14 protein-coding genes are annotated in these 19,812 nt (G+C 75.0%); 10 read left to right on the forward strand and 4 right to left on the reverse strand.

Annotated elements, in window-relative coordinates; genetic code table 11:
• Positions 1-55: 55 nt before the first annotated feature.
• Entirely contained in the window at positions 56-448 is a 393-nt protein-coding gene (locus IE275_RS24175; RefSeq protein WP_189713491.1) for a DUF5997 family protein, read from the forward strand.
• Positions 449-461: 13 nt separating this feature from the next.
• On the opposite strand, the gene IE275_RS24180 is transcribed toward IE275_RS24175, so the two are convergent.
• The gene (locus IE275_RS24180; protein WP_229870495.1) at positions 462-1,361 is read right to left on the reverse strand and encodes an EamA family transporter; all 900 of its coding nucleotides are present in this window, start codon (positions 1,359-1,361) and stop codon (positions 462-464) included.
• A gap of 68 nt (positions 1,362-1,429) precedes the next feature.
• Here IE275_RS24180 and IE275_RS24185 point away from each other — a divergent pair, with 68 nt between their 5' ends.
• The 5 genes from IE275_RS24185 (at position 1,430) to IE275_RS24205 (ending at position 9,617) form a co-directional block, all read left to right on the forward strand.
• A complete protein-coding gene (locus tag IE275_RS24185; RefSeq protein ID WP_189713493.1) occupies positions 1,430-2,293 on the forward strand; it encodes a LysR family transcriptional regulator in 864 nt (287 codons plus the stop codon).
• A 99-nt stretch (positions 2,294-2,392) separates the two neighbouring features.
• On the forward strand, positions 2,393-2,782 hold the full coding sequence (locus IE275_RS24190; RefSeq protein WP_189713494.1) for a cold-shock protein: 390 nt from the start codon (positions 2,393-2,395) through the stop codon (positions 2,780-2,782).
• 302 nt (positions 2,783-3,084) lie between these two features.
• Complete coding sequence (locus IE275_RS24195) at positions 3,085-3,939, forward strand: DUF4132 domain-containing protein (RefSeq protein WP_189713495.1); 855 nt, start codon at positions 3,085-3,087, stop codon at positions 3,937-3,939.
• Positions 3,936-8,966: a hypothetical protein gene (locus IE275_RS24200; RefSeq protein WP_189713496.1), complete on the forward strand. Its 5,031-nt coding sequence runs from the start codon at positions 3,936-3,938 to the stop codon at positions 8,964-8,966. Before IE275_RS24195 ends, IE275_RS24200 begins: the two co-directional genes overlap by 4 nt.
• Positions 8,967-9,077: 111 nt before the next feature.
• Positions 9,078-9,617 carry a DinB family protein gene (locus tag IE275_RS24205; RefSeq protein WP_189713497.1) on the forward strand — a complete coding sequence of 180 codons (540 nt, stop codon included), beginning with the start codon at positions 9,078-9,080 and terminating at the stop codon, positions 9,615-9,617.
• 12 nt (positions 9,618-9,629) lie between these two features.
• On the opposite strand, the gene IE275_RS24210 is transcribed toward IE275_RS24205, so the two are convergent.
• The gene (locus tag IE275_RS24210) at positions 9,630-11,120 is read right to left on the reverse strand and encodes an alpha-amylase family protein (RefSeq protein WP_189713498.1); all 1,491 of its coding nucleotides are present in this window, start codon (positions 11,118-11,120) and stop codon (positions 9,630-9,632) included.
• A gap of 181 nt (positions 11,121-11,301) precedes the next feature.
• On the opposite strand from IE275_RS24210, the gene IE275_RS24215 reads away from it, so the two are divergent.
• The 4 genes from IE275_RS24215 to IE275_RS24230 all read left to right on the forward strand — a co-directional run bounded on the left by IE275_RS24215 (position 11,302) and on the right by IE275_RS24230 (position 17,314).
• Complete coding sequence (locus IE275_RS24215; RefSeq protein WP_229870497.1) at positions 11,302-12,738, forward strand: hypothetical protein; 1,437 nt, start codon at positions 11,302-11,304, stop codon at positions 12,736-12,738.
• 84 nt (positions 12,739-12,822) lie between these two features.
• Positions 12,823-14,085, forward strand: a complete 1,263-nt coding sequence (locus tag IE275_RS24220) for an AAA family ATPase (protein WP_189713499.1) — start codon at positions 12,823-12,825, stop codon at positions 14,083-14,085.
• A complete protein-coding gene (locus IE275_RS24225; protein WP_189713500.1) occupies positions 14,082-15,392 on the forward strand; it encodes a vWA domain-containing protein in 1,311 nt (436 codons plus the stop codon). Before IE275_RS24220 ends, IE275_RS24225 begins: the two co-directional genes overlap by 4 nt.
• Positions 15,393-15,475: 83 nt before the next feature.
• Entirely contained in the window at positions 15,476-17,314 is a 1,839-nt protein-coding gene (locus tag IE275_RS24230) for a glycoside hydrolase family 15 protein (protein ID WP_189713501.1), read from the forward strand.
• Between the two features lie 12 nt (positions 17,315-17,326).
• Here the strand turns inward: IE275_RS24230 and IE275_RS24235 are convergent, their stop codons facing one another.
• The gene (locus IE275_RS24235; protein ID WP_189713502.1) at positions 17,327-18,967 is read right to left on the reverse strand and encodes a thiamine pyrophosphate-binding protein; all 1,641 of its coding nucleotides are present in this window, start codon (positions 18,965-18,967) and stop codon (positions 17,327-17,329) included.
• Entirely contained in the window at positions 18,964-19,749 is a 786-nt protein-coding gene (locus tag IE275_RS24240; RefSeq protein WP_189713503.1) for a cyclase family protein, read from the reverse strand. The genes IE275_RS24235 and IE275_RS24240 overlap by 4 nt, the downstream gene beginning before the upstream one ends.
• Positions 19,750-19,812: the final 63 nt, after the last annotated feature.

A 19,812-nucleotide genomic window follows, 5' to 3' on the forward strand; every position in this document is an offset into this window, starting at 1 on the left:
GCCAGGTTACCGGCTGTGGTCGGAGGTCTCGTCGGCGGCCGATACCCTGGACCGTATGAAGTCGCAGCAGACCGCCCAGACGATGAAGCCCGCCACCGCGGCGAAGAAGCTGGGTGTGTACCTCCCCGCCACGCCCGCCGAGTTCCAGGAGGGCGTGGTCTCGCGCGCCGAGCTGAACGAGCTCACGGCGAACCCGCCCGAGTGGCTGCGGACGCTGCGCGAGAGGGGCCCGCACCCCCGTCCGGTGGTCGCGGCCAAGCTGGGCGTGTCCATCGCGGGCCTGGCCCGGGGCGGGGTGACCGAGGCGCTGACCACCGAGCAGATCGAGGCGCTGAAGGACGCGAAGCCGGAGTGGCTGGAGAAGGAGCGCGCCACCCAGGCCGAGGTCCGCAAGGAGACGGTCCGGATCAAGAAGCGGAACGCCGAGCGCGCCGCCTCCGAGGACTGAGCACCGGCCCCGCTCAGCGGCGCGGCGCGAGGATGCTGAGCGCGTTCGCGCAGACGACGGCCCCGATCGCCGTCCAGTCGACGAGCCCGAGCCCCTGGCCTAGGCCGATCCAGCCGACCAGCGCGGCGAGCACCGGGTTCACGCTCATGAACAGGCCGAAGGCCGCCGGGGGCACCTGGCGCAGTGTGACCAGGTCGGCGAGGTACGGCACGGCGGACGACAGCACACCGGCGGCGACGGCGTAGCCGACGGCCGGCGCGGTCGGCGGCTCCCGGAGCACCACGAACACCCCGACCGGCAGGAACGCCAGCGCGGAGACCGCCGAGGCCGCCGCCGAACCCTGCACCCCCGGCAGCCGGCGGCCGACGGTCCGGTTGAGCAGGATGTACGACGCCCAGCACACGGCGGCCAGCAGGCCGAGGCCCATCCCGACGTAGTCGGTGGAGGGCTGGGGACGCATCAGCGTGACGGCGCCCGCCGCCGCTGTCACCGCGCAAGCGGCGTCGATCCGGCGGCGCGCGGCGGCCAGGGCGACGGTCAGCGGGCCGAGGAACTCCAGGGTGACGGCGAGCCCGAGGCCGATCCGGTCGATGGCGGTGTAGAGGGACAGATTCATCGTCCCGAACACCAGGGCCAGCAGCAGGACCGGCCCCCACTGCTCCCGGGTGAAGGACCGCAGCCGGGGGCGGCCCACGGCGAGCAGGACGAGCGCGGCCACGTACTGCCGGACCGCGACGACCCCCGTGGGGCCGAGGACGGGGAAGGCCAGGGAGCCGATCGCGGCGCCGGTCTGGTTGGACAGACCGCTGCCGACCATGGTGGCGATGCCGACGGCACGCCGGCGCGATCCTTCGGGCTCCGCTGCGGGAGCCGCCGAGGGAGCGGTGGTCGAGGCTGAGGGAGCGGCAGGCATACCGGGATCGTCCACCCGGCGCGGCCTTGCGCAAAATGCATGCACGGCTTCAGCCATACGCTGGAGTCATGGATACTCCGGGTGTGGAACTGCGCCAGCTGCGCTGTCTGGTCGCGATCATCGACGAGGGCGGTTTCACCGATGCCGCCGCCGTGCTCGGCGTCTCCCAGGCCGCCGTGTCCCGCACCCTGGCCTCCCTCGAACGGGCCCTGGGCGTACGGCTGTTGCGGCGCACCTCGCGTGTGGTGACGCCGACCGCGACCGGCCTGCGGGTCGCGGCGCACGCGCGCCGGGTGCTCGGCGAGGTGGACGCACTGGTCGGCGAGGCCGCCTCGGGCCACACCCGGCTGCGGATCGGGTACGCGTGGTCGGCCCTCGGCCGGCACACCCTCGCCTTCCAGCGCCGCTGGGCGGCCGGGCGGCCGGAGACCGCGCTCCAGCTCGTGCGGGTGAACTCCGGCAGCGCGGGGCTGGCGGAGGGCGCCTGTGACATGGCGGTGGTGCGCAGACCGCCGTCGGACCGGCGCTTCGACTCGGCGATCGTGGGGCTGGAGCGGCGCCTGTGCGCGCTGGCCGCCGACGACCCGCTGGCCCGGCGCCGTTCGGTGCGGCTGGCGGACCTCAGCGGGCGCACCCTGCTGATCGACCGCCGGACCGGCACGACCACCCTGGACCTGTGGCCGGCGGACGCGCGGCCCGCGACGGAGGAGATCCACGACGTCGACGACTGGCTCACCGTCATCGCCACGGGCCGCAGTGTCGGCGTGACCGCCGAGTCGACCGCCAACCAGTACCCGCGGCCCGGTGTCGTCTACCGGCCGGTGCGGGACGCCGAGCCCGTCGCCGTCCGGGTGATGTGGTGGCGCGACGACCCGCACCCGGCCGCCCAGTCCGTGATCGAGCTGCTCACGGAGCTGTACCGGGAGGGCTGATGCGGGCCGGTCCCCCGGGACTCGCCCGCGGGTGGCCGGTTTGACTACGATCTGAGCAGGTTCACCGACGTGGGTGTTTCGAGGTTGCTGGGGGTTGGGATGGTTGCTGGTCGTGTGGTGCGCTTCGACAGCCAGCGCGGATACGGGTTCATCGCGCCCGACGACGGCGGGGAGGATGTCTTCCTGCACGTCAACGACATGCTGATGCCCGAGTCGCAGGTGCGGCGCGGCATCGTGGTGGAGTTCGAGATCGAGGACGGCGAGCGGGGTCCGAAGGCGTCCGGCGTGCGGCTCGCGCGCGGGGCGGACGGCAAGCCGCTGGCCGCCGACGACGACGTGCTGTGCGATGTGCTCAGCACGGAGGAGTTCGTCCGGGACGTCACGGAGGCGCTGCTGACGGCGGCGCCCTCGCTCACGGGCGAGCAGATCGTCCAGGTCCGCGGCGGCCTGGCGCAGTTCGCCAAGAACCACGGCTGGGTCGAGGGCTGATCCGCCCCGGGGCCCACGGGTCCCACCGGTCGCGGCGCTCGCACCGGGGCGGGGCCGTGCGCGGGGGGACGTCCGCTTCCCCCTGGGCACGGGCCCGCCCGGACGGCAGCGATCCTCCACATGCTCACCACGCCGGTCCTCGACCCGCCGGCCGCCGAGGTCCTCGCCCCGGACGCGGGCACGCCGGCCCGATCCGGACAGCCGGCGGCCCGATTCCCCGTGGTCGGTGACCTGATCCCCCGTTGTCAGTGGCTTGATCTACAGTTCCCGTCACTTGATCACTGCGGGTGCGGGAGGCACACATGGGGTGGGTGTCGGCCGGCGACTACGAGGTCGCCCTCGACGACGGCAAGGTGGTGTGCCGCAACGCGGCCGGGCGGGTGCTGAAGTCCGTACCGCCCAAGATCGCCGACGATCCCGCGGTGCTGGGACTGCGCCGGCTCACCGAGTGGCTGGAGCGGCACGAGCGGCAGTGCCTCGCCGACGTGGAGCGGTGGATGGTGCGTTCCCTGCCGGTGCCGTTCGCCGTCGTCACCCGGGTCTGGAGCGACCCCGCGTGGCAGGCCGCCCTGCGCGACCTCGTCGTCACCGGGGCCGACGGCGAGGTGGCCGGATTCCTTCGCGACGCCGACCCCGAACGCGGCCTCGGACTGGTCGACCTCGACGGCGACAGCGTGCGCATCACCCCGGACCTCGTCCGTCTGCCGCACCCGGTGCTCCTCGACGACCTGGAGGAGCTGCGCGAGTTCGCCGTCGAACTCGGGCTGACGCAGCGCGCCCATCAGCTGTTCCGCGAGGTGTGGCACAAGCCCGCCACGCTCGACGCCGAGGCGACCTCCGTCGAGGAGTACGCGGGCGGGGCGTTCAAGGAACAGCGGTTCCTGCACGGCCGGGTGACCCAGCTCGGCTACCGCGTGCGCGGCGGCAACGCCGTCTGCTCCGTGCTGGAGGACGGCCGCGCCGTCGAGGCCCGCGTGTGGGTCGGCGACTACGAGGGCTACCAGGAGGCCGAGACCGGCCCCCTGGTCTTCACCGACCCCGCCGGGCGGGTGCTGAGGCTCGGTCAGGTCGGGCCGGTGGCCTGGTCGGAGGGCATGCGCATGGCGGCCGCGCTGTACGCGGGACGCGACATCGAGGACGAGGAGCGGGCGGCATGACCACGTACGACGACACCACGGCCGGCGTGCTGCTCGACGCGGGCGCGATCCTGCCCTCGGGCGGGACCGCCCGCGAGGACGCCGACACGCTCACCGTCCGCACCTACACGCACCCGGCGCTGGGCGAGCGGGCGGTCGTCCGGCTGGTGCCGGGCACCCTCGGCGAGGCGGAGGACCTGGCGCTGGACTTCCTCGGCCTGGCCCGCGACGCGGAGGCCCCCGAGGTCGGTCGGGTACGCCGGGAGACGCTCGGGTTCCCCGCCTGGGCGCTGGTCAACGACCCGGCGAACGGCCATCACGCGCTGGCGCTGGTCCGGGACATCGAGCGGCTGGCGCAGCAGGCCAAGGCCCGTCCCGGTACGGCCAAGGAGGGATTCGAGGAGCTGGGCACCCGGCTCGGCCGGGCGGTGCCGCACTTCCTGCCCACGTTCTACGAGCAGGCCGCCCGGGTCTTCCTCCAGCACGAGAACACCACGTACGCCGCCGCGTTCTTCGGCAAGGCCCGCGAGGCCGAGCGGGTGCACGGGCTGGCGGTGGACGAGGAGCGGCAGCGGGCGGTGTTCCTGGAGTTCGCGTTCGCCGGGGCGCTGACGGTGAAGGCGCTCAAGGAGCACGTCAAGGCGCTCGCCGCGCGGCTCGACCCGGCGCGGGCATGGGCGCAGTTCCGGCAGCTGACCGTGGAGCGCTGCGCGGCCGGCATGCCGCCGTACGCCTCGCTGCCGCAGGACGCGCGCGGGCTGATCAGGGCCGCGAAGCTCGACCGGGTCACCGAGGAAGCCGCGCTGGTCCACGATCTGGTGGCCTCGCCGGCGGCGGTCCGGGCCCCGGCGTCCTTCTGGAACTCCTACCGCGAGGCCCTCGCCGCCCTCTCCGAGCGGCAGCCGGAGGTGCGCGGGCGGCTGCTGGAGATCATGCCGGCCGGGCTGGGCCGTTCCGTCGAGGACGACGAGTTCTGGCTGGGGCTGCTCACGGAGTGCGGCGCGGACCTGCTGCTCACGGGCGAGGCCGGGGCGGCGGCGGACGGGGTCGACGCGGCGGACTGGCTCAGCCGGTGGGCGCTGCACCGCAAGCACGGCGGCAACCTGTGCGGCAGGTCCCCGGCCACGCTGGCGCTGGTGGCGCGGATGGCGCCCCGGCTGCGTGCCCAGGGCCGGCCCGTCGCCCTCGCCACGGGCCGCTGGCACAACGGGGCCGACCTCGACCTGCTCGACCTGTGCGTGGCGCAGGGCGTGCCGCTGGCGCTGCCGGAGGACGGCCAGGTGGTGTTCCTGGGCGTGGACCGCTGGCTGCGCGAGACCCGGCCCGGCGCCCGCGACCTGACGGCGACGGCGGCGGACCCGCGCGCCCGGCGCCTGCTGTACGACGAGATCGGCACCCAGGGCGGTCAGCGGCCGAAGGCCGAGGTGCTGGAGGGTCTGGCCGCCCATCCGGTCCTCGCCGATGTGCTGCGCGAGTGGCTGGAGGACGCGGCGAAGGAGCTGACGGCCGCGGCCGGGCTGCCCGCCGCGCGCGCCGCGCTGGAGCGGATGCGCTCCTTCCGTGTCGTGGCCGCCCGCGTCGCCCCGGCCGCGGTGGCCCTGGTCGCCGCGCACGAGGCGGCACCGCTGCTCGGGCGCACCCTGCGCGCGGGCGTCCTGGACGAGCTGGGCTGGCCCGCGCTCGACGAGGCGCTGCGCCGGATCGAGACCGAGACCAAGCCCGACCGGGACCAGGACAGGGCGCCGACCGTCACCGAGGCCTGGCCCGCACTGATCGTCTCCCGCGGGCTCAAGGCGTTCGTCGTCGGACCCGAGGGGATCCTGCTCGACCACGATCTGCGGCTGCCCGTCGCACTGGACCGCTGGCAGCGCCCGTCGTTCCGCTACACGGACGGCCAGTTGCTGGTGATGTGGCGGCACAACGGCAAGCAGTTCGGCTACTGGTCGGCCCGCCCCGCCGAGGTGTTCCCGCTGGGCGGGGAGCAGATCCCCCAGTACTGGTACGGCAGCGGTGACGCGGGCGAGCCCTCGATCCCGCTGCCGGGCGGCGGCCGCGCCACCGGCGGACGCACCCTGCACGCCGGCGACACCGTCCTGCCGGCCGGCCGCCCGGTCCTCGGAGACGGCACCACGTACTGGCGCCAGGGCCGGCAGGGCCGGCAGCAGGTCTGGCTGGAGTACGACCCGGCGACCGGCACCCACGGGCGCGCCTCGCTGCCCGCGCTCCTGCGCACCGGGAGCGGTACGGACGGGACGCTGCTCCCGGAGTACTGCGAGGTGCTGCCGCTCCAGCCCGGCCTGGAGCAGAGCCCGTTCGGCACCGACGGCACGGTCCTGGGCCGCTGGGTGCGCAGGGAGGGCGAGGGCGCCGAGGCCCGCACGGTCGCCGGGACACCGGACGGCCGGACCGTCACCCGGCCGGCGGGCGACGGGAGTGCCCCCGGCGTTCCGCTGGGCGCGCTGCGGCTGCCCGGCGGGGCCGAGCCCGTCGTGGTCCGTATGCACCGGCAGATCGCCCTGTACGCGGGGGACGACACGTCGGCGGCCGGGGAACTGGGCCGCGTGACGCCGATGGAGCGCGGCAGCGAGTTCGCCTCCGGTACGGCGTTCGTCCCGCCGGTCGCGTTCTGGCACGCGCTGCGCCCGCGCGACGAGCGGGCGTCGGCCGTACTGCGCGCGCTGACCGACGAGCGGGCGGCCGAGCTGGTGCGCGCCGGGGCCGAGGCCCTGGCGGAGCGGCAGGCGAGGATCGTGGCGGCGGGCGCGGCCGAGGCCCGCGCGGGCGGCAAGCCGGTCGTGCCGACCGCCGACGAGGTGATCCGGGAGCTGGTGGCCCGCGACCTGCCCGAACTGGGCGACCGGCGGCTCCTCACCGGGGTGGCCGCGCTGCTGCGCGCGGTGCTGCGGCTCGCCGAGTCGACGGCCGCGTTCGTGGCCCCGCCGGCCGAGCGCTCGCAGACGGAGCGCCGGCACATCGACGGCATGTTCGCCACGTACAAGCCCGAGTACGGCGACGACCAGACGCTGCGCGAGGCCACCACCGGGCTCGCCGACCACCACCACGGCTGGTACGGCGGCGTCCAGCGCTGGAGCGTCCTCCAGCAGATCCGCGCGGTCAACCATGTGCTGTCCGGGCGGCCCGCCGACGGCCGGCCGCTGGAGCGGCGGGCCCAGGACACGGGCGCCGACGAGGGCTGGCGCAGCGACGAGTTCAGGGTCCCGGGCATCGCCGCGGTGTGGCCGTCCACGCTGGGCGTGCTGCGGCCGCTGGCCTACCGCGCCGCGTCCGCGACGGTGACCGAGACGCACCGCGAGGCGCTGCTCCTGCTGTGCGAGGCGATCGCGGAAGGGCCACTGGCCGCGCCCGGGGGTGCGCTGCGGGAGGCCGTGCTGAGCGAGCCGTTCGACAACAGCGGGCGACCGGAGCGGGTCGGCCAGGTGCTGCGCCGAAAGGGCCGTACCGTCGTCGTCCTCGGCTGCCAGAACATCGACGGTCAGCGCGGCCGGGTGAACTGGCTGGCCCTGGACCACGATCCGGCCGGCGCCTTCGGCGCGGTGGCCCACTTCGCCCTGGAGCGGGAGAAGGCGTACCCGGCGGTGTTCCCCGCCGACGCGCTGGCCGCCGTCACCCGGCTCGTCCGGGACAAGGGCGCGGCGCCCTGGCGGCCCTGTGCGCCGGACACCCTCGCCGGAGCTACGGGCGGCGGGCTGGGGCCGGTGCAGGCGGCGCTGCTGCTCGCCGGGCGGCCGGCGCAGCTCACCGCCGAGGTGAGCGCCGCGACGGGGCTGAAGCCGGGTCAGAAGAGCCTGGGTGACGGCCTGTTGGCCTCGGTCACGGCTCGGGACACGGCGGCTCTCGTGGGCGCGTTGCTGCCCTCGGACCCCGGCGACCTGTGGACGACCGGGCCCGATGTCGACGCGGCGGTCCGGGTGTGGGCCGAGCGGCTCGGCGAGGTCGTCCGGCTGCCCGAGGACCTCGTCGGGGAGCTGACCCTCGGCGGTCTGCCCACCGCGTCGGTGGAGGAGGTCCTCAACCCCGGGCGTACGCCCTGGATCAGCCGCACCACGGTCCAGCGGCCCGACAAGGACGGCAACCTGGTCGCGGAGGACCCGCCGGCGCTGCCCGGCCGGTACGACGTGACACGCGCCGTGGCGGCCCTGGCCGGGCTCGGCTACTCCCTGCCGTACGGCCACGCGCTGCGCGCCGTCCTGCCGGACTCCCTGGCCGCGCTGCGCCGCCGGATCGCGGACCCGGGGCTGCTGATCGACCTGGGCCTCGCGTGGACGGAGAAGGGTTCCTCGACCGCCGTCGAGCTGCGCAAGGCGTACGGCCTGCCCGCGACCGGCGGCGCGGACGCGCACGGCATGACACCCGTGGGCGAGGCGCTGGTGCTGCGTCCCTGGTACGGCGCCCAGGAGGCCGTCCTGGTACGGCCGGGCGCGCTCGACGGCCCCGCCGACCCGGTGTTCGGGCTGGTGGAGGGGCTCCTCGGCCCGGCGCGCGGCGAGGGCATGCGGGCCGTGCGGACGATCCTCGACGACGGGCTGGCCCGCGCGCTCGCGGCCGGTCTCGACCTCGAGACGCCGGCCGGGTACGCGCAGGACCCGACGGTCAGCGTGCCCGCGCTGGTCGCCGAGGTGGCCGCGAGGCACGGTCTGGGCGAGGACGCGGCGGCGCTCTATCTGATGCTGCTCGCCCTGCCCGACCCCACGGACCGCAACTGCGCCCGCTGGACCGGCTGGAAGCCCGCCCGGACGAAGAAGGCCCGCGCCGAGCTCACGGCGACCGCGCTGGTCGTGGAGGCCAAGCGGGCGCGCGCCGGGCGCACGCTCTTCCTGCCGTGCGGCTGGCTGGACCTCAAGTCGCCCGCGCTGCCGGTGGAGCTCTGGAAGCAGGGCCTCTACCCGGTGCACGGCGGCTCCCGCGCCGTCCCGCTGGTGCCGGTGCCCGAGTTGTTCACACGCGCGTGGGACCGTGTCCTCGCCGGTGACGGCCCGGCCTACGAGGAGCTCACCACCCGCGCCGCCGGCCGGGGGCGCCGCCGATGACGTGGTTCCGGCACCACTTCCAGATCCCGCCCTCTTTAGGTCAGGATCTGACCTCTATCGCTCCTAACGTAGTGCTCGACCTCGGAACGGCACTCACGGAAGAAGAGGACCATGAGCGACTCCACCAACCCCGGCCAGACCGTCACCGGCGAGCGTGCGGACCTGCTGGCGGCGCTGGCCAAGCAGCGGCACTTCCTGCGCTTCACCACGCGGGAGCTCACCGACGAGCAGGCCGGGGAGCGGACCACGGCCAGCGCTCTGTGTCTCGGCGGCCTGATCAAGCACGTGTCCTCGACCGAACGCAACTGGGCGGCGTTCATCGTCGAGGGCCCGTCGGCCATGGGTGACTTCGACGCCATGACCGAGGCCGACTTCGCCGCGCGCGCCGACGAGTTCCGGATGCTGCCCGGCGAGACGCTGGCGGGCGTGCTGAAGGAGTACGCCGCCGTGGCCGAGCGCACGGACGAACTGGTCGCCACCCTGCCCAGCCTGGACGCCGACCACCCGCTGCCGTCGGCGCCGTGGTTCGAGCCGGGCGCCCGGTGGTCGGCCCGCCGGGTCCTGCTGCACATCGTCGCCGAGACCGCCCAGCACGCCGGTCACGCCGACATCATCCGGGAGTCCCTGGACGGGGCGAAGAGCATGGGGTGAGTGCGGTTCCGCTCAGCCGACCCGGAGCACCCGCGTGCCCCAGGCCTCCAGGGCCACGAACAGCCCCGGGTCGGTCAGTTCGTCGCCCGCACGGTCGTCCGTGCGGTCCGTGAGCAGGTCCGTCAGACGGTGGCGGCCGCCCCGGAGGTCGTCCCACGGCAGGGGCAGCCGGGCCCGGGCCGGGCGGTCTCCGTGGTTGACGACCACGAGATGCCGGGCGTCCGGGGCCGTCCAGGTCCAGGCGAGCAGCGCGCGGTGGGAGTCGTCGCCCGGCCGGCCCGTCGGGGTCAGCCGCCGCCAGGCACCCCGGCGCACGGCGGCCGCGGCCGGCAACAGGCGGCCGTAGAAGGCACGCAGGGCGTCGTCGGGGGCCTCGCCGGGCCGGCGGGAGAGGAACACCGGCAGGCGCACCCGGCGGCCCTCGAACTGGCCCTCGTGCCACAGGGTCGCCCCGGGCAGGGTGGCCACCGTCACGGCGGCGGCGCGGCCCCGTGCGCCGGGCAGGACGGCGGCGGCGCGCGGTTCGTCGTGGTTCTCCAGGAAGCGGACGAGGCCGCTCTGGTGGCCGGGGTCCGCGTCGAGACGGGCGCGCACGGAATCCGCGTCCTCGTGGACGAGGCGGTCGTGGAGCCGCTTGTCGTAGCAGAGGTCGAAACCCTGCTGCCCGAGGGTCCGTTCGAGGTCCCAGTACACCTCGGCGACCAGCAGCAGGTCCGGGTGCCGGGCCCGCACGCGCGGGATGACGTACGGCCAGAAGTCCTCCGCGGGCGCCGGTCCCGCCCGGTCCCCCCAGGTCCCGGCGAAGACGTCGTTGATCATCAGCATCGCCATGTCGCAGCGCACGCCGTCCGCCTGGTCACCGATGGACACCAGCGTGTCCACGGTCGCCGTGCGCAGCCCGGCGCTGAAGGCGTTCAGCTGCACCACGTCGGACCAGGGCGGGAAGTACGGGTCGCGGCCGCGCGCGAAGATCTCCCCGCCGCTGTCCAGGAAGGCGTCCGGGGCTTCGGCCAGGTCCTCCGCCGTGCCCCGGATCAGCCGGTCGGGGTGGGCGGCGAGCCAGGCGTGGTCGGGAGCCACATGGTTGGGCACGTGGTCGAGGATCAGCCGCAGCCCCCGGTCGGCCAGCCGGGCGCGGGCCTCGGCCAGGCCGTCGGGTCCGCCGAGGGCCGCGTCGACGACGTATCTCCGTACGCAGTAGGGGGATCCTGCGACGTCCGCCGCGGTGACGTCGGGCAGCGCCGCACGGAACTCCGCGAGAAGACGCTCGTCGCGCAGCGCGATCCGCAGGCCGGCCGGGCTGCGCTCCCAGACACCCATCAGCCAGACGGTGTCGACACCGGGCGGCGCCACCGCGTCCCAGGCCTCGCCGGGCACCGTGCCCAGGGTGACGCGGCGCCCGTACCGCTCGCTCAGCTCCCGCAGCCAGACCAGGGTGTTGATCTCGTGGACGACGGTCGGCCGCCGCCGCCCGGCGTCCGGCGTGCCACCGCCGTTCGTCATCGCCCGTCCTCCTCGCCACCGGCCCGTGTCTCCACGGTCGGGGGTCCGGGGGCGGGCCGCAAGGACACGGAGGGGGCGCGAAAAAGGCGTGGCGGTCCGGCGCGGGGCCCGTTACGATCACCGCGATGACCACTCATTCTGTTGACAGATCGGGGGTCCCGTCCGCGCAAGGTGAGTGCTGATGCCCACTCACATCGCGAACGAGGATTCCCGCCTTTCCCTGTGGCTGCGCGTGCGCGAGTTCGCCGTGCCGGCCTCCATGATCGAGACCGCGACCGCCCGTCGCCTCACCGGTGACTGGGCCGGGGCCTGTGCGGCCGCGTCCGTCGACGTCGATCTCCAGTTGCGTTCCGTGGCGCGCCGCCACGGCCGGGAGCTGGCGGACCGGATCCGCTCCGATCTCCGCCATCTGGCCCCCGACCTGCTGCGCTGGCACCTGCCGAGGATCGCCCCCGACGGGCGCTTGCGCCCCGGCCTGACCATCCCCCTCACCCGGTACGACCCGGCGGGGGGCGACGGCGGACGGCGGCCCGTGCAGCTCGTGGTGCGGACCCCGCCGGCCTGGGCGGACACCGGACAGCGCGTCAGCCTCGCACTGTGGGACGGCCCCCGCTCCGACAACGGCACCGGCCATCCGCATCCACGCCCCAGCCGGCGTTTCCGTCTCGACCTGCACCGCCATCTGTGGGACGCGCGCAGGACGGGCGAGCTGCGGGTGCGCGCGGGGGCGGGCGGACCCGCCGACGACGGACCCGCCCGGGCCGCGGACGCCGAAGCCCTGGGGCTGCCGGCCGGCGAACGGCGGTGTGCCGTGGACCGGTGGGCGGCCGAGGCCCGGCTGCTGCTGGCCGACCGGCCGGACGGGACCGCCGCGCCGCCCGGCTCACCTCCCAGGGTCGTCGTACGGCTCGGAGGGCGGCGGCGGGTGGCGCTGGACCTGGACGGTCCGGACCCCGGCGCGGACCCCCGTGCGGTCATCGGGCCGGCGCCCACCGACGGCGCCGCGACCGGGCTGCCGATGCTGCCCGACGCGGCGACCTGGGTGCTGCCCGACCTGGAACTGCTGCGCGCCGGGCTGATCGGGGCCGACCGGCTGCATCCGCTGGTCGCCGCCGCACTGGCGCCGGACCACGCACCGCCGCCCGGTGCCGGTCTCGCCCCGCCCCCGGACCGGCCGGGGGGACCGCGCGTCGTGGAGTGCCGGGGCGCCCGGCACCGGATCGGCCTGGTCGACGGGGTGCTGGCCCCGCTGGACCACGATCCGGCCGAGATCCGGCGGGAGGAGCTGCTGGTCGCGCTGACCGGCACGCCCCTGCCCTGTCTGCGGATCATCGACGAGGCACACCGCCGTCCGGACTGCCTGCCCGATGTCCGCGAACGCCTCAACCACGGCGACATCGCCGGTGCGCTGGCCGTCGTCGAGGGTCTGCTGGGCCCTGGCGCCGTACTGCGCGGCGGCGCGCTGCGCGACGCCCTGGAGAGGGCCGCGCGCGGGCGGATCGCGTACGGGCTGTACCGGGCCGGTCTCACCGGGCCCGGGCCCTCCCATGTGCGGTTCGGGGACCGCGGCCCGGTACGCACCGGGCAGGCGCCGCCCCGGCACGCGACCAAGCCCTGACCACTCGTCCGGCCGCACCACCCTCCGCCAAGGCCCCGGGTACCTCCGGCCTGCCCTCCGTCACGAACCCAAAGGTGATCGACCATGCCCGCACCCACCCCGCCCGCCGCCACCGGCACCCCCTCCGCCCCGTCCCCCGCCTCCCGACTCGATGTCGCCGGGGACCTGTTGGCCCTGCTGCGCGACTCGACCACCGAACCGCGCCCCGACATCCAGCTGGAGGCCCTGACCCTGGCCGTCGCCGCCGATCTGCCGGTGCTCCTGTGGGGCGAGCCGGGGATCGGCAAGACCGCCGCCCTCACCCAGCTCGCGGCGGCCCTCGACCTGCCGCTGACCACCGTGATCGCCAGCGTGCACGAGCCGTCCGACTTCTCCGGCCTGCCGGTCGTCGGAGACGATCCCGCGGAGCAGGGCGTTCCGATGGCCCCGCCGGACTGGGCGGTGCGGCTGGTCCGGGCCGGCCGGGGACTGCTCTTCCTGGACGAGCTGTCCACCGCGCCGCCCGCCGTGCAGGCCGCGCTGCTCCGGCTGGTGCTGGAGCGGCGGATCGGCTCCCTGCGGTTGCCGCCCGGCGTCCGGATCGTGGCCGCCGCCAATCCGCGGTCCTCGGCGGCGGACGGATGGGAGCTGAGCCCGCCGCTCGCCAACCGGTTCGTGCATCTCCAGTGGACCCACGACCACGACGTCGTCGTCCGCGGACTCGGCGGCACCTGGCCCCGGGCGACACTGCCCCGGCTGGACCCGGCAAGGCTCACGGAGGCCGTGGACTTCGCGCGCCGCGCGGTGTGCGGGCTGCTCGCCGCCCGGCCGACGCTGGTGCACCGGCTGCCCAGCGCCGAGACCCGCCGGGGCGGGCCCTGGCCGTCGCCCCGGAGCTGGGACATGACGCTGAGCCTGATCGCCTTCGCGACGGCGGCCGGTTCGTCCCGGGACGTGCTCTCCCTGCTGGTGCGGGGCACGGTCGGGGACGGTCCCGGGCTGGAACTGCTGGCGAGCGTGGACCGGATGGACCTCCCCGACCCCGAGGCGGTGCTCGCCGACCCGGCGGGTGCCGAGCTGCCCGAGCGCGGCGATCTGCGCCAGGCCGTCCTGGACGGTGTGGTGGCTGCGGTCCGGGGACGTCCGGAGAAGGCGCGCTGGGACGCGGCGTGGGCGGTGCTGGTCCGCGCGCTGGAGACCGGCGCCCCGGACCTGGTGGTCGTCCCCGCGACCACCCTCGCCGCGCTGCGCCGGGAGGAGTGGGACGTCCCGGAGTCGATCGAGCGGCTCGCCGGTGTGGTGTCACTGTCCCGCCGGGCGGACCACGCGGCGGCCCGGTCGACGGTCGGCGCGAAGGCGGGCCGATGACGAGGGAGGAACCCCGGTCGGCCGAGGTGCCGACGACGACGGATGCGCGGGGCACCCCCGAGCCGCGGACGACCCTCGACCTCGACAAGCTCTTCGCCGCCCGGCTGCACGCCGCCCGGGCCCGGCCCTATCTGGCGACGGCGCTGTTCGCGCTGCACACCGTGGAGTCACGGCATGTGCCGACGATGGCCGTCGACCGGCACTGGCGGTGCTACGTCTCGCCGGGGTTCGTGGACCGGACGCCGGTGGAGGAACTGGCCGGGGTGTGGGTGCACGAGGTGTCCCACCTGCTGCGCGACCACCACGGGCGCAGCGACCGGGTGGCGCGCGAGCGCGGGCTGACCGGACCGGCGGAACGGCTGCGGATGAACATCGCCGCGGACTGCGAGATCAACGACGACGTGTTCGGGGACGGGCTGCTCGTACCGGAGGGCGCCGTCCACCCGTCCTTCCTGAACCTGACGCCGGGCCGGCTCATGGAGGACTATCTGCGCGAGTTCCGGCTCGGACGGCACACCGAGAGCCTGGCCTGGCTGGACTGCGGCAGCGGCGCCGACGGGCTGGACCGGGAGTGGGAGCTGGGCCCGGACGGGGCGAACGGCCTGAGCGCGCAGGAGCGGGACGCGGTGCGGTTCCGGGTGGCGCAGGGCATCAAGGCCCGGCCGGGCAGTACACCGGAGGCATGGCAGCGGTGGGCGGAGGAGGCGTTCCATCCGCCGCAGCCGTGGCGGGAGCTGCTGGGAGCGGCCGTGCGCTCGGCGGCCTCCGGACCCGGCGTGGGCGAGGACTACACGTACGGCCGGCCGTCGCGGCGCTCCGCGTCCGTGCCCGGCGCGGTGCTGCCGAGTCTGCGGCGCAGGCCGCCGCGGGTCTGCGTGGTCATCGACACGTCCGGGTCGGTCAGCGACGCCGAGCTGGGCAGCGCTCTGCTGGAGGTCGCGGCGATCTCGCGGGCCGTGGGCGGGCGGCGGGATCTGGTGAGCGTGGTGCCGTGCGACGCGGCGGCCCGGGTGGTGCACCCGCTGTGCCGGGGCGAGGGCATTCCGCTGGTGGGCGGCGGGGGCACCGATCTCCGCTCGGGGTTCGCCGAGGCGCTGCGGTCCCGGCCCCGGCCGGATGTCGTCGTCGCCCTGACCGACGGCCAGACGCCGTGGCCGAGCGCCCCGCCGCCCTGCCGGACGGTGGTGGGCCTGTTCCCCCGGCCCTCGGTCCCGCACCGCTACGAGGACGATCCGGACTACGAGCCGGAGGCGCCGCCCGCCTGGGCCAGGGTGGTGGAGATCGGCCAGGGTCCCGGCTCCCGGTGAGCCCGCGCGCCGTTCCCGACGCCTTCGGCGCCGATCGCGCCTAGGCTGGATGTCCCAGTGCGGGTCGGGCCAGGGAGACTGCGATGACGTACGCGTCGGACGACGACCGCTCAGCACGCCGGGACGGCCGCTATCTCCCGGTCGCCGACCACGGGCTGATCGGCGATCTGCGCAGCGTGGCCCTGGTGGGGACGGACGGCACGATCGACTGGTACTGCTGTCCCTCCTTCGACTCGCCGAGCGTCTTCGGCTCGATCCTGGACGCCGAACGCGGCGGTTCCTTCGCGCTGACGGCGGCGGTCCCGGCGCGCACCAAGCAGTTCTACTTCCCCGACACGAACGTCCTGATCACCCGGTTCTTCACCGAGGACGGCGTCGGCGAGGTGCAGGACTTCATGCCGTTGAGCGGCGGGACGGGCGAGGCGGAGCGGCACCGGCTGATCCGGCGCGTGCTGTGCGTCCGCGGCTCGCTCCCGTTCCGTGTCCGGGTGGCCCCGCGGTTCGACTACGGCGCCCGCCCGCACGCCCTCCGCCAGGAGGGCGACATGGCGGTCTTCGCGTCCGACGGACTGTCCCTGGCCCTGACCTCCACCGTGGCCCTGGAGGCCGACGGGCCGGACGTGTGCGCGGAGTTCAAGCTCGCCGAGGGCGAGTCGGCGGTGTTCGCCCTCGACCAGATCAGCGGTGAGGTGGCGCCACGCCGGTGCGCGCGCACCGAGGCGGAGGAGCAGTTCGCCGCGACGGTGGCGTACTGGCGGCGCTGGCTGGCCGCCTCCCGGTACCGGGGCCGCTGGCGGGAGATGGTGCACCGCTCGGCCCTCACCCTGAAGCTGCTCACCTACGCGCCCACCGGGGCGATCGTCGCCGCGCCGACCACGAGCCTGCCCGAGCAACTGGGCGGCGAGCGCAACTGGGACTACCGGTACGTCTGGGTGCGCGACGCCGCGTTCTGCGTCTACGCGCTGCTGCGGCTGGGGTTCACCGGCGAGGCCGAGGCGTTCATGGAGTTCGTGACCCGGCACATCAGCCCGGGCGACGGAAAGCCCTCCGGCCCGCTCCAGATCATGTACGGCATCGACGGGCGCACGGATCTGACGGAGACCGAACTCGGCCATCTGGAGGGGCACCGGGGCTCCGCGCCGGTGCGGGTCGGCAACGCCGCCGCGGACCAGCTCCAGCTCGACATCTACGGCGCGCTGATCGACTCCATCTATCTGTACGACAAGTGGGCCGAACCGGTCTCCAGCGCGCAGTGGGACGATGTGTGCGCCCTGGTGGACTGGGTCTGCGAGCACTGGGACCAGCCGGACGAGGGTGTCTGGGAGACCCGCGGCGGCCGCAAGAACTTCCTGTACTCGCGCCTGATGTGCTGGGTGGCGATCGAGCGGGCCATCCGGATGGCCAACCGGCGCGGCCTGCCCGCCGATCTGGCCCGCTGGCAGGAGAGCCGCGACACGATCTACCGGCGTATCCACACCCGGGGCTGGTCCGAGACCCGCCGGGCCTTCGTGCAGCACGAGGACGGGGACGTGCTGGACGCGGCGGTGCTGATGATGCCGCTGGCCAAGTTCATCGCCCCGACCGACCCCAAGTGGCTGTCCACCCTGGACGCGCTCACCCAGGACCTGGTGTCGGACTCCCTCGTCTACCGCTACGACCCGCGCTCCAGCCCCGACGGACTCCACGGCGACGAGGGCACGTTCTCCATCTGCTCCTTCTGGTACGTCGAGGCCCTGGTGCACGCCGGACGGCTGGACGAGGCCCGGCTGGCCTTCGAGAAGATGCTGACCTACGCCAACCATCTCGGCCTGTACGCCGAGGAGATCAGCCACACCGGCGAGCAACAGGGCAACTTCCCGCAGGCGTTCACCCATCTGGCGCTGATCAGCGCGGCGTTCAACCTGGACCGGGCGCTGGGCTGACCCGCCGTCCGCTCAGTGCCCGCGGAACGCCTCCTCCAGCCACCACGACCCCCGGTCGGCCACCACCTTGGCGTCGACGAGCAGGGGTGCCGAGCGGGGACCGGCGAGCCAGTCCTCGACGGCCCGCAGGTCGCCCGGGGTGCGTACGGTGACCGCTTCGAAGCCGTATCCCCGGGCCACGGCGGCGATGTCCGTCGCCGGGAACTCGACCGTGCCGAGGGGATGGCCGTGGGGTCCGAAGTGGTGCACCTCGGCGCCGTAGGCGTCGTCGTTGTGGACGACGACCAGCATCGGCAGCCCGAGCCTGCGGACGGTGTCGAGTTCGCCGGCCCCCATCAGCGCGCCGCCGTCCCCGAGCACGGCGACCGCCAGCCGGTCCGGGCGGGCCAGGGCCGCGCCGATGGCGGTGGCGAGGCCCAGGCCGATCGACTGGAATGCCTGGGTGAAGCAGAGGCCGTTCTCGTCCGGCACCGAGAGGTACATGGTCGGGTAGCCCATGAAGTTCCCGGAGTCCACGCCGATCACCCGCTCCGCGGGCAGGAGGTCGTCGAGGCCGATGTTCAGGGTGCGCGGGTCGATGCGCTCCGCGTCGCCGGTGTCCTCGTACGGCACGTCCCGCCACAGCAGCCGGGCGGCTACCGCCTCGGCGATCTCGGCGGTCCGCCGGCCGGGGCGCCGCGGGCCGGCGGTGTCGAGGGCACGTCGCGCGGTGCGTTCGACGTCGCCGGTGACACCCAGCCGGATCTCCCGGTGGACGCCGAGCGCCGAAGGGTCGTCGTCCACCTGGACCACGGTCGTGCCGGGCCCGATCAGGGTGCCGTGCCGCATGGTCCACATGTTGAGGGCGCAGCCCCAGCCCACGATCAGGTCCGAGTCCGCGATCAGTTCGGCCGCCAGGGGCGAGGCGAATCCGCCGGACACGTCGAGCGACCACGGGTTGCCGTGGAAGAGGCCGCGGGCCACCGCCGAGGTCGCCAGCAGGGCGCCGTAACGGTCGGCGAGGGCCTCCAGGGCGTCCCTGGCACCGGGCGAGCGGGCGCCCCGGCCGGCCACGAAGACCGGCCGCCGGGACCGTTCGAGAAGCCGGGCGAGCGCCGTCACGTCCGCCGCCGTCGGCTCGACCGGCTGCCGGGCGGGAGGCGGCGCGGCCCGCCCGGGCGCGTCGTCGGGCACGTCCAGGGCCTGCACGGCCAGGGGGAGGTTGAGGAGCACGGTGCGCCGGTCGTGCGTGGCGCGCCGGACGGCGTCCAGGGCCTGTGCCACCGCCTCCCCCGCGGTGGTGATCCGCAGCGGTACCGCGCCCACCGCCCGGGCCAGCGCCTCCTGGTCGATGTGGAAGTTGGAGCGCGGCTCGGTGACCTCCGCCGCCAGCACCAGCAGCGGGGTACGGCTCTTGGCCGCCTCGGCGACGCCGGTCAGGGCGTTGGTCAGACCGGGCCCCTGGTGCACGCTCAGCGCGGCCACGGTGCCGCTGACCCGCGCGTACGCGTCGGCCATCGTGGCCGCGCCGCCCTCGTGCCGGGCGGCGACGAAGCGCGCCCCGGCGGCGACCAGGGCGTTGGTGAGATGGAAGTTGCCGGATCCGACCACACCGAAGACCTGCCGGACCCCGGCGGCGGCCAGGGCGCGTCCGACGGCCTCCGCGACCTTCACGGGCGCTCCACCAGCGCGAGCACCCGGGCGGGCGCCCCGGATCCGGTGACGATGGGCAGCGGCCCGGCGACGACGACACTTCCGGTGGGCGGCAGCATGCCGAGATTCCGCAGCTGGGTCAGCCCGTACTTGCCGCTGCCCATCAGGTGGGAGTGGCAGGGGAAGGCCGGGTCGAAGCCGTGGGCCCGGCCGGCGTCGGTGCCCACCGTCTCGACCCCGAGGCCGATCACGGGCGCCTCCTCGGCCACCCAGCGGGCGCACTCCGGCGAGAGGCCGGGGGTGTGCGGGCCGTTCTCGTCGGCGTTGAGGAACGTCTCCTGGGAGTGGGCGCGGGCGTCCCAGCCGGTCCGCAGCAACAGCCAGCCGTCCTCGGGCAGCGGCCCGTGCTCGGCCTCCCAGGCCTTCACGTGGTCGACCTCCACGAGGAAGTCCGGGTCGGTCCGCGCCTCGGCGGTGAAGTCCAGCACGGCGGCCGGTGCGATCAGCCGGCCCGCCGGTACGGACGCCACGTCGTCGAGGTCCTTGCCGGTCACCCAGTGGTTCGGGGCGTCGAAGTGGGTGCCGGTGTGCTCGCCGCTGCGGAAGTTGTTCCAGTACCAGGCCGGCCCCCGGTCGTCGTAGCGGCTGATCTCCTCCAGCTCGAACACCGCCGTCTGCCCGAACGGGGGCGGCAGCTGGATCACCGGTGTCCCCGACGACAGCGGGGAGGTCAGATCGACCACGTCGATCGACCCGCCGCGCAACGCGGACACCAGCGCGGCGAGAACGGACGGCTCGGGCATCGGACCTCCTGGGCGGAACACGGACTCGCGACGGGACTCACAGCATGACAGTCTGATGTGACG

Origin of the sequence: Streptomyces phaeofaciens (assembly GCF_014648915.1) — a bacterium.
Classification (GTDB): Bacteria; Actinomycetota; Actinomycetes; order Streptomycetales; family Streptomycetaceae; genus Streptomyces; species Streptomyces phaeofaciens.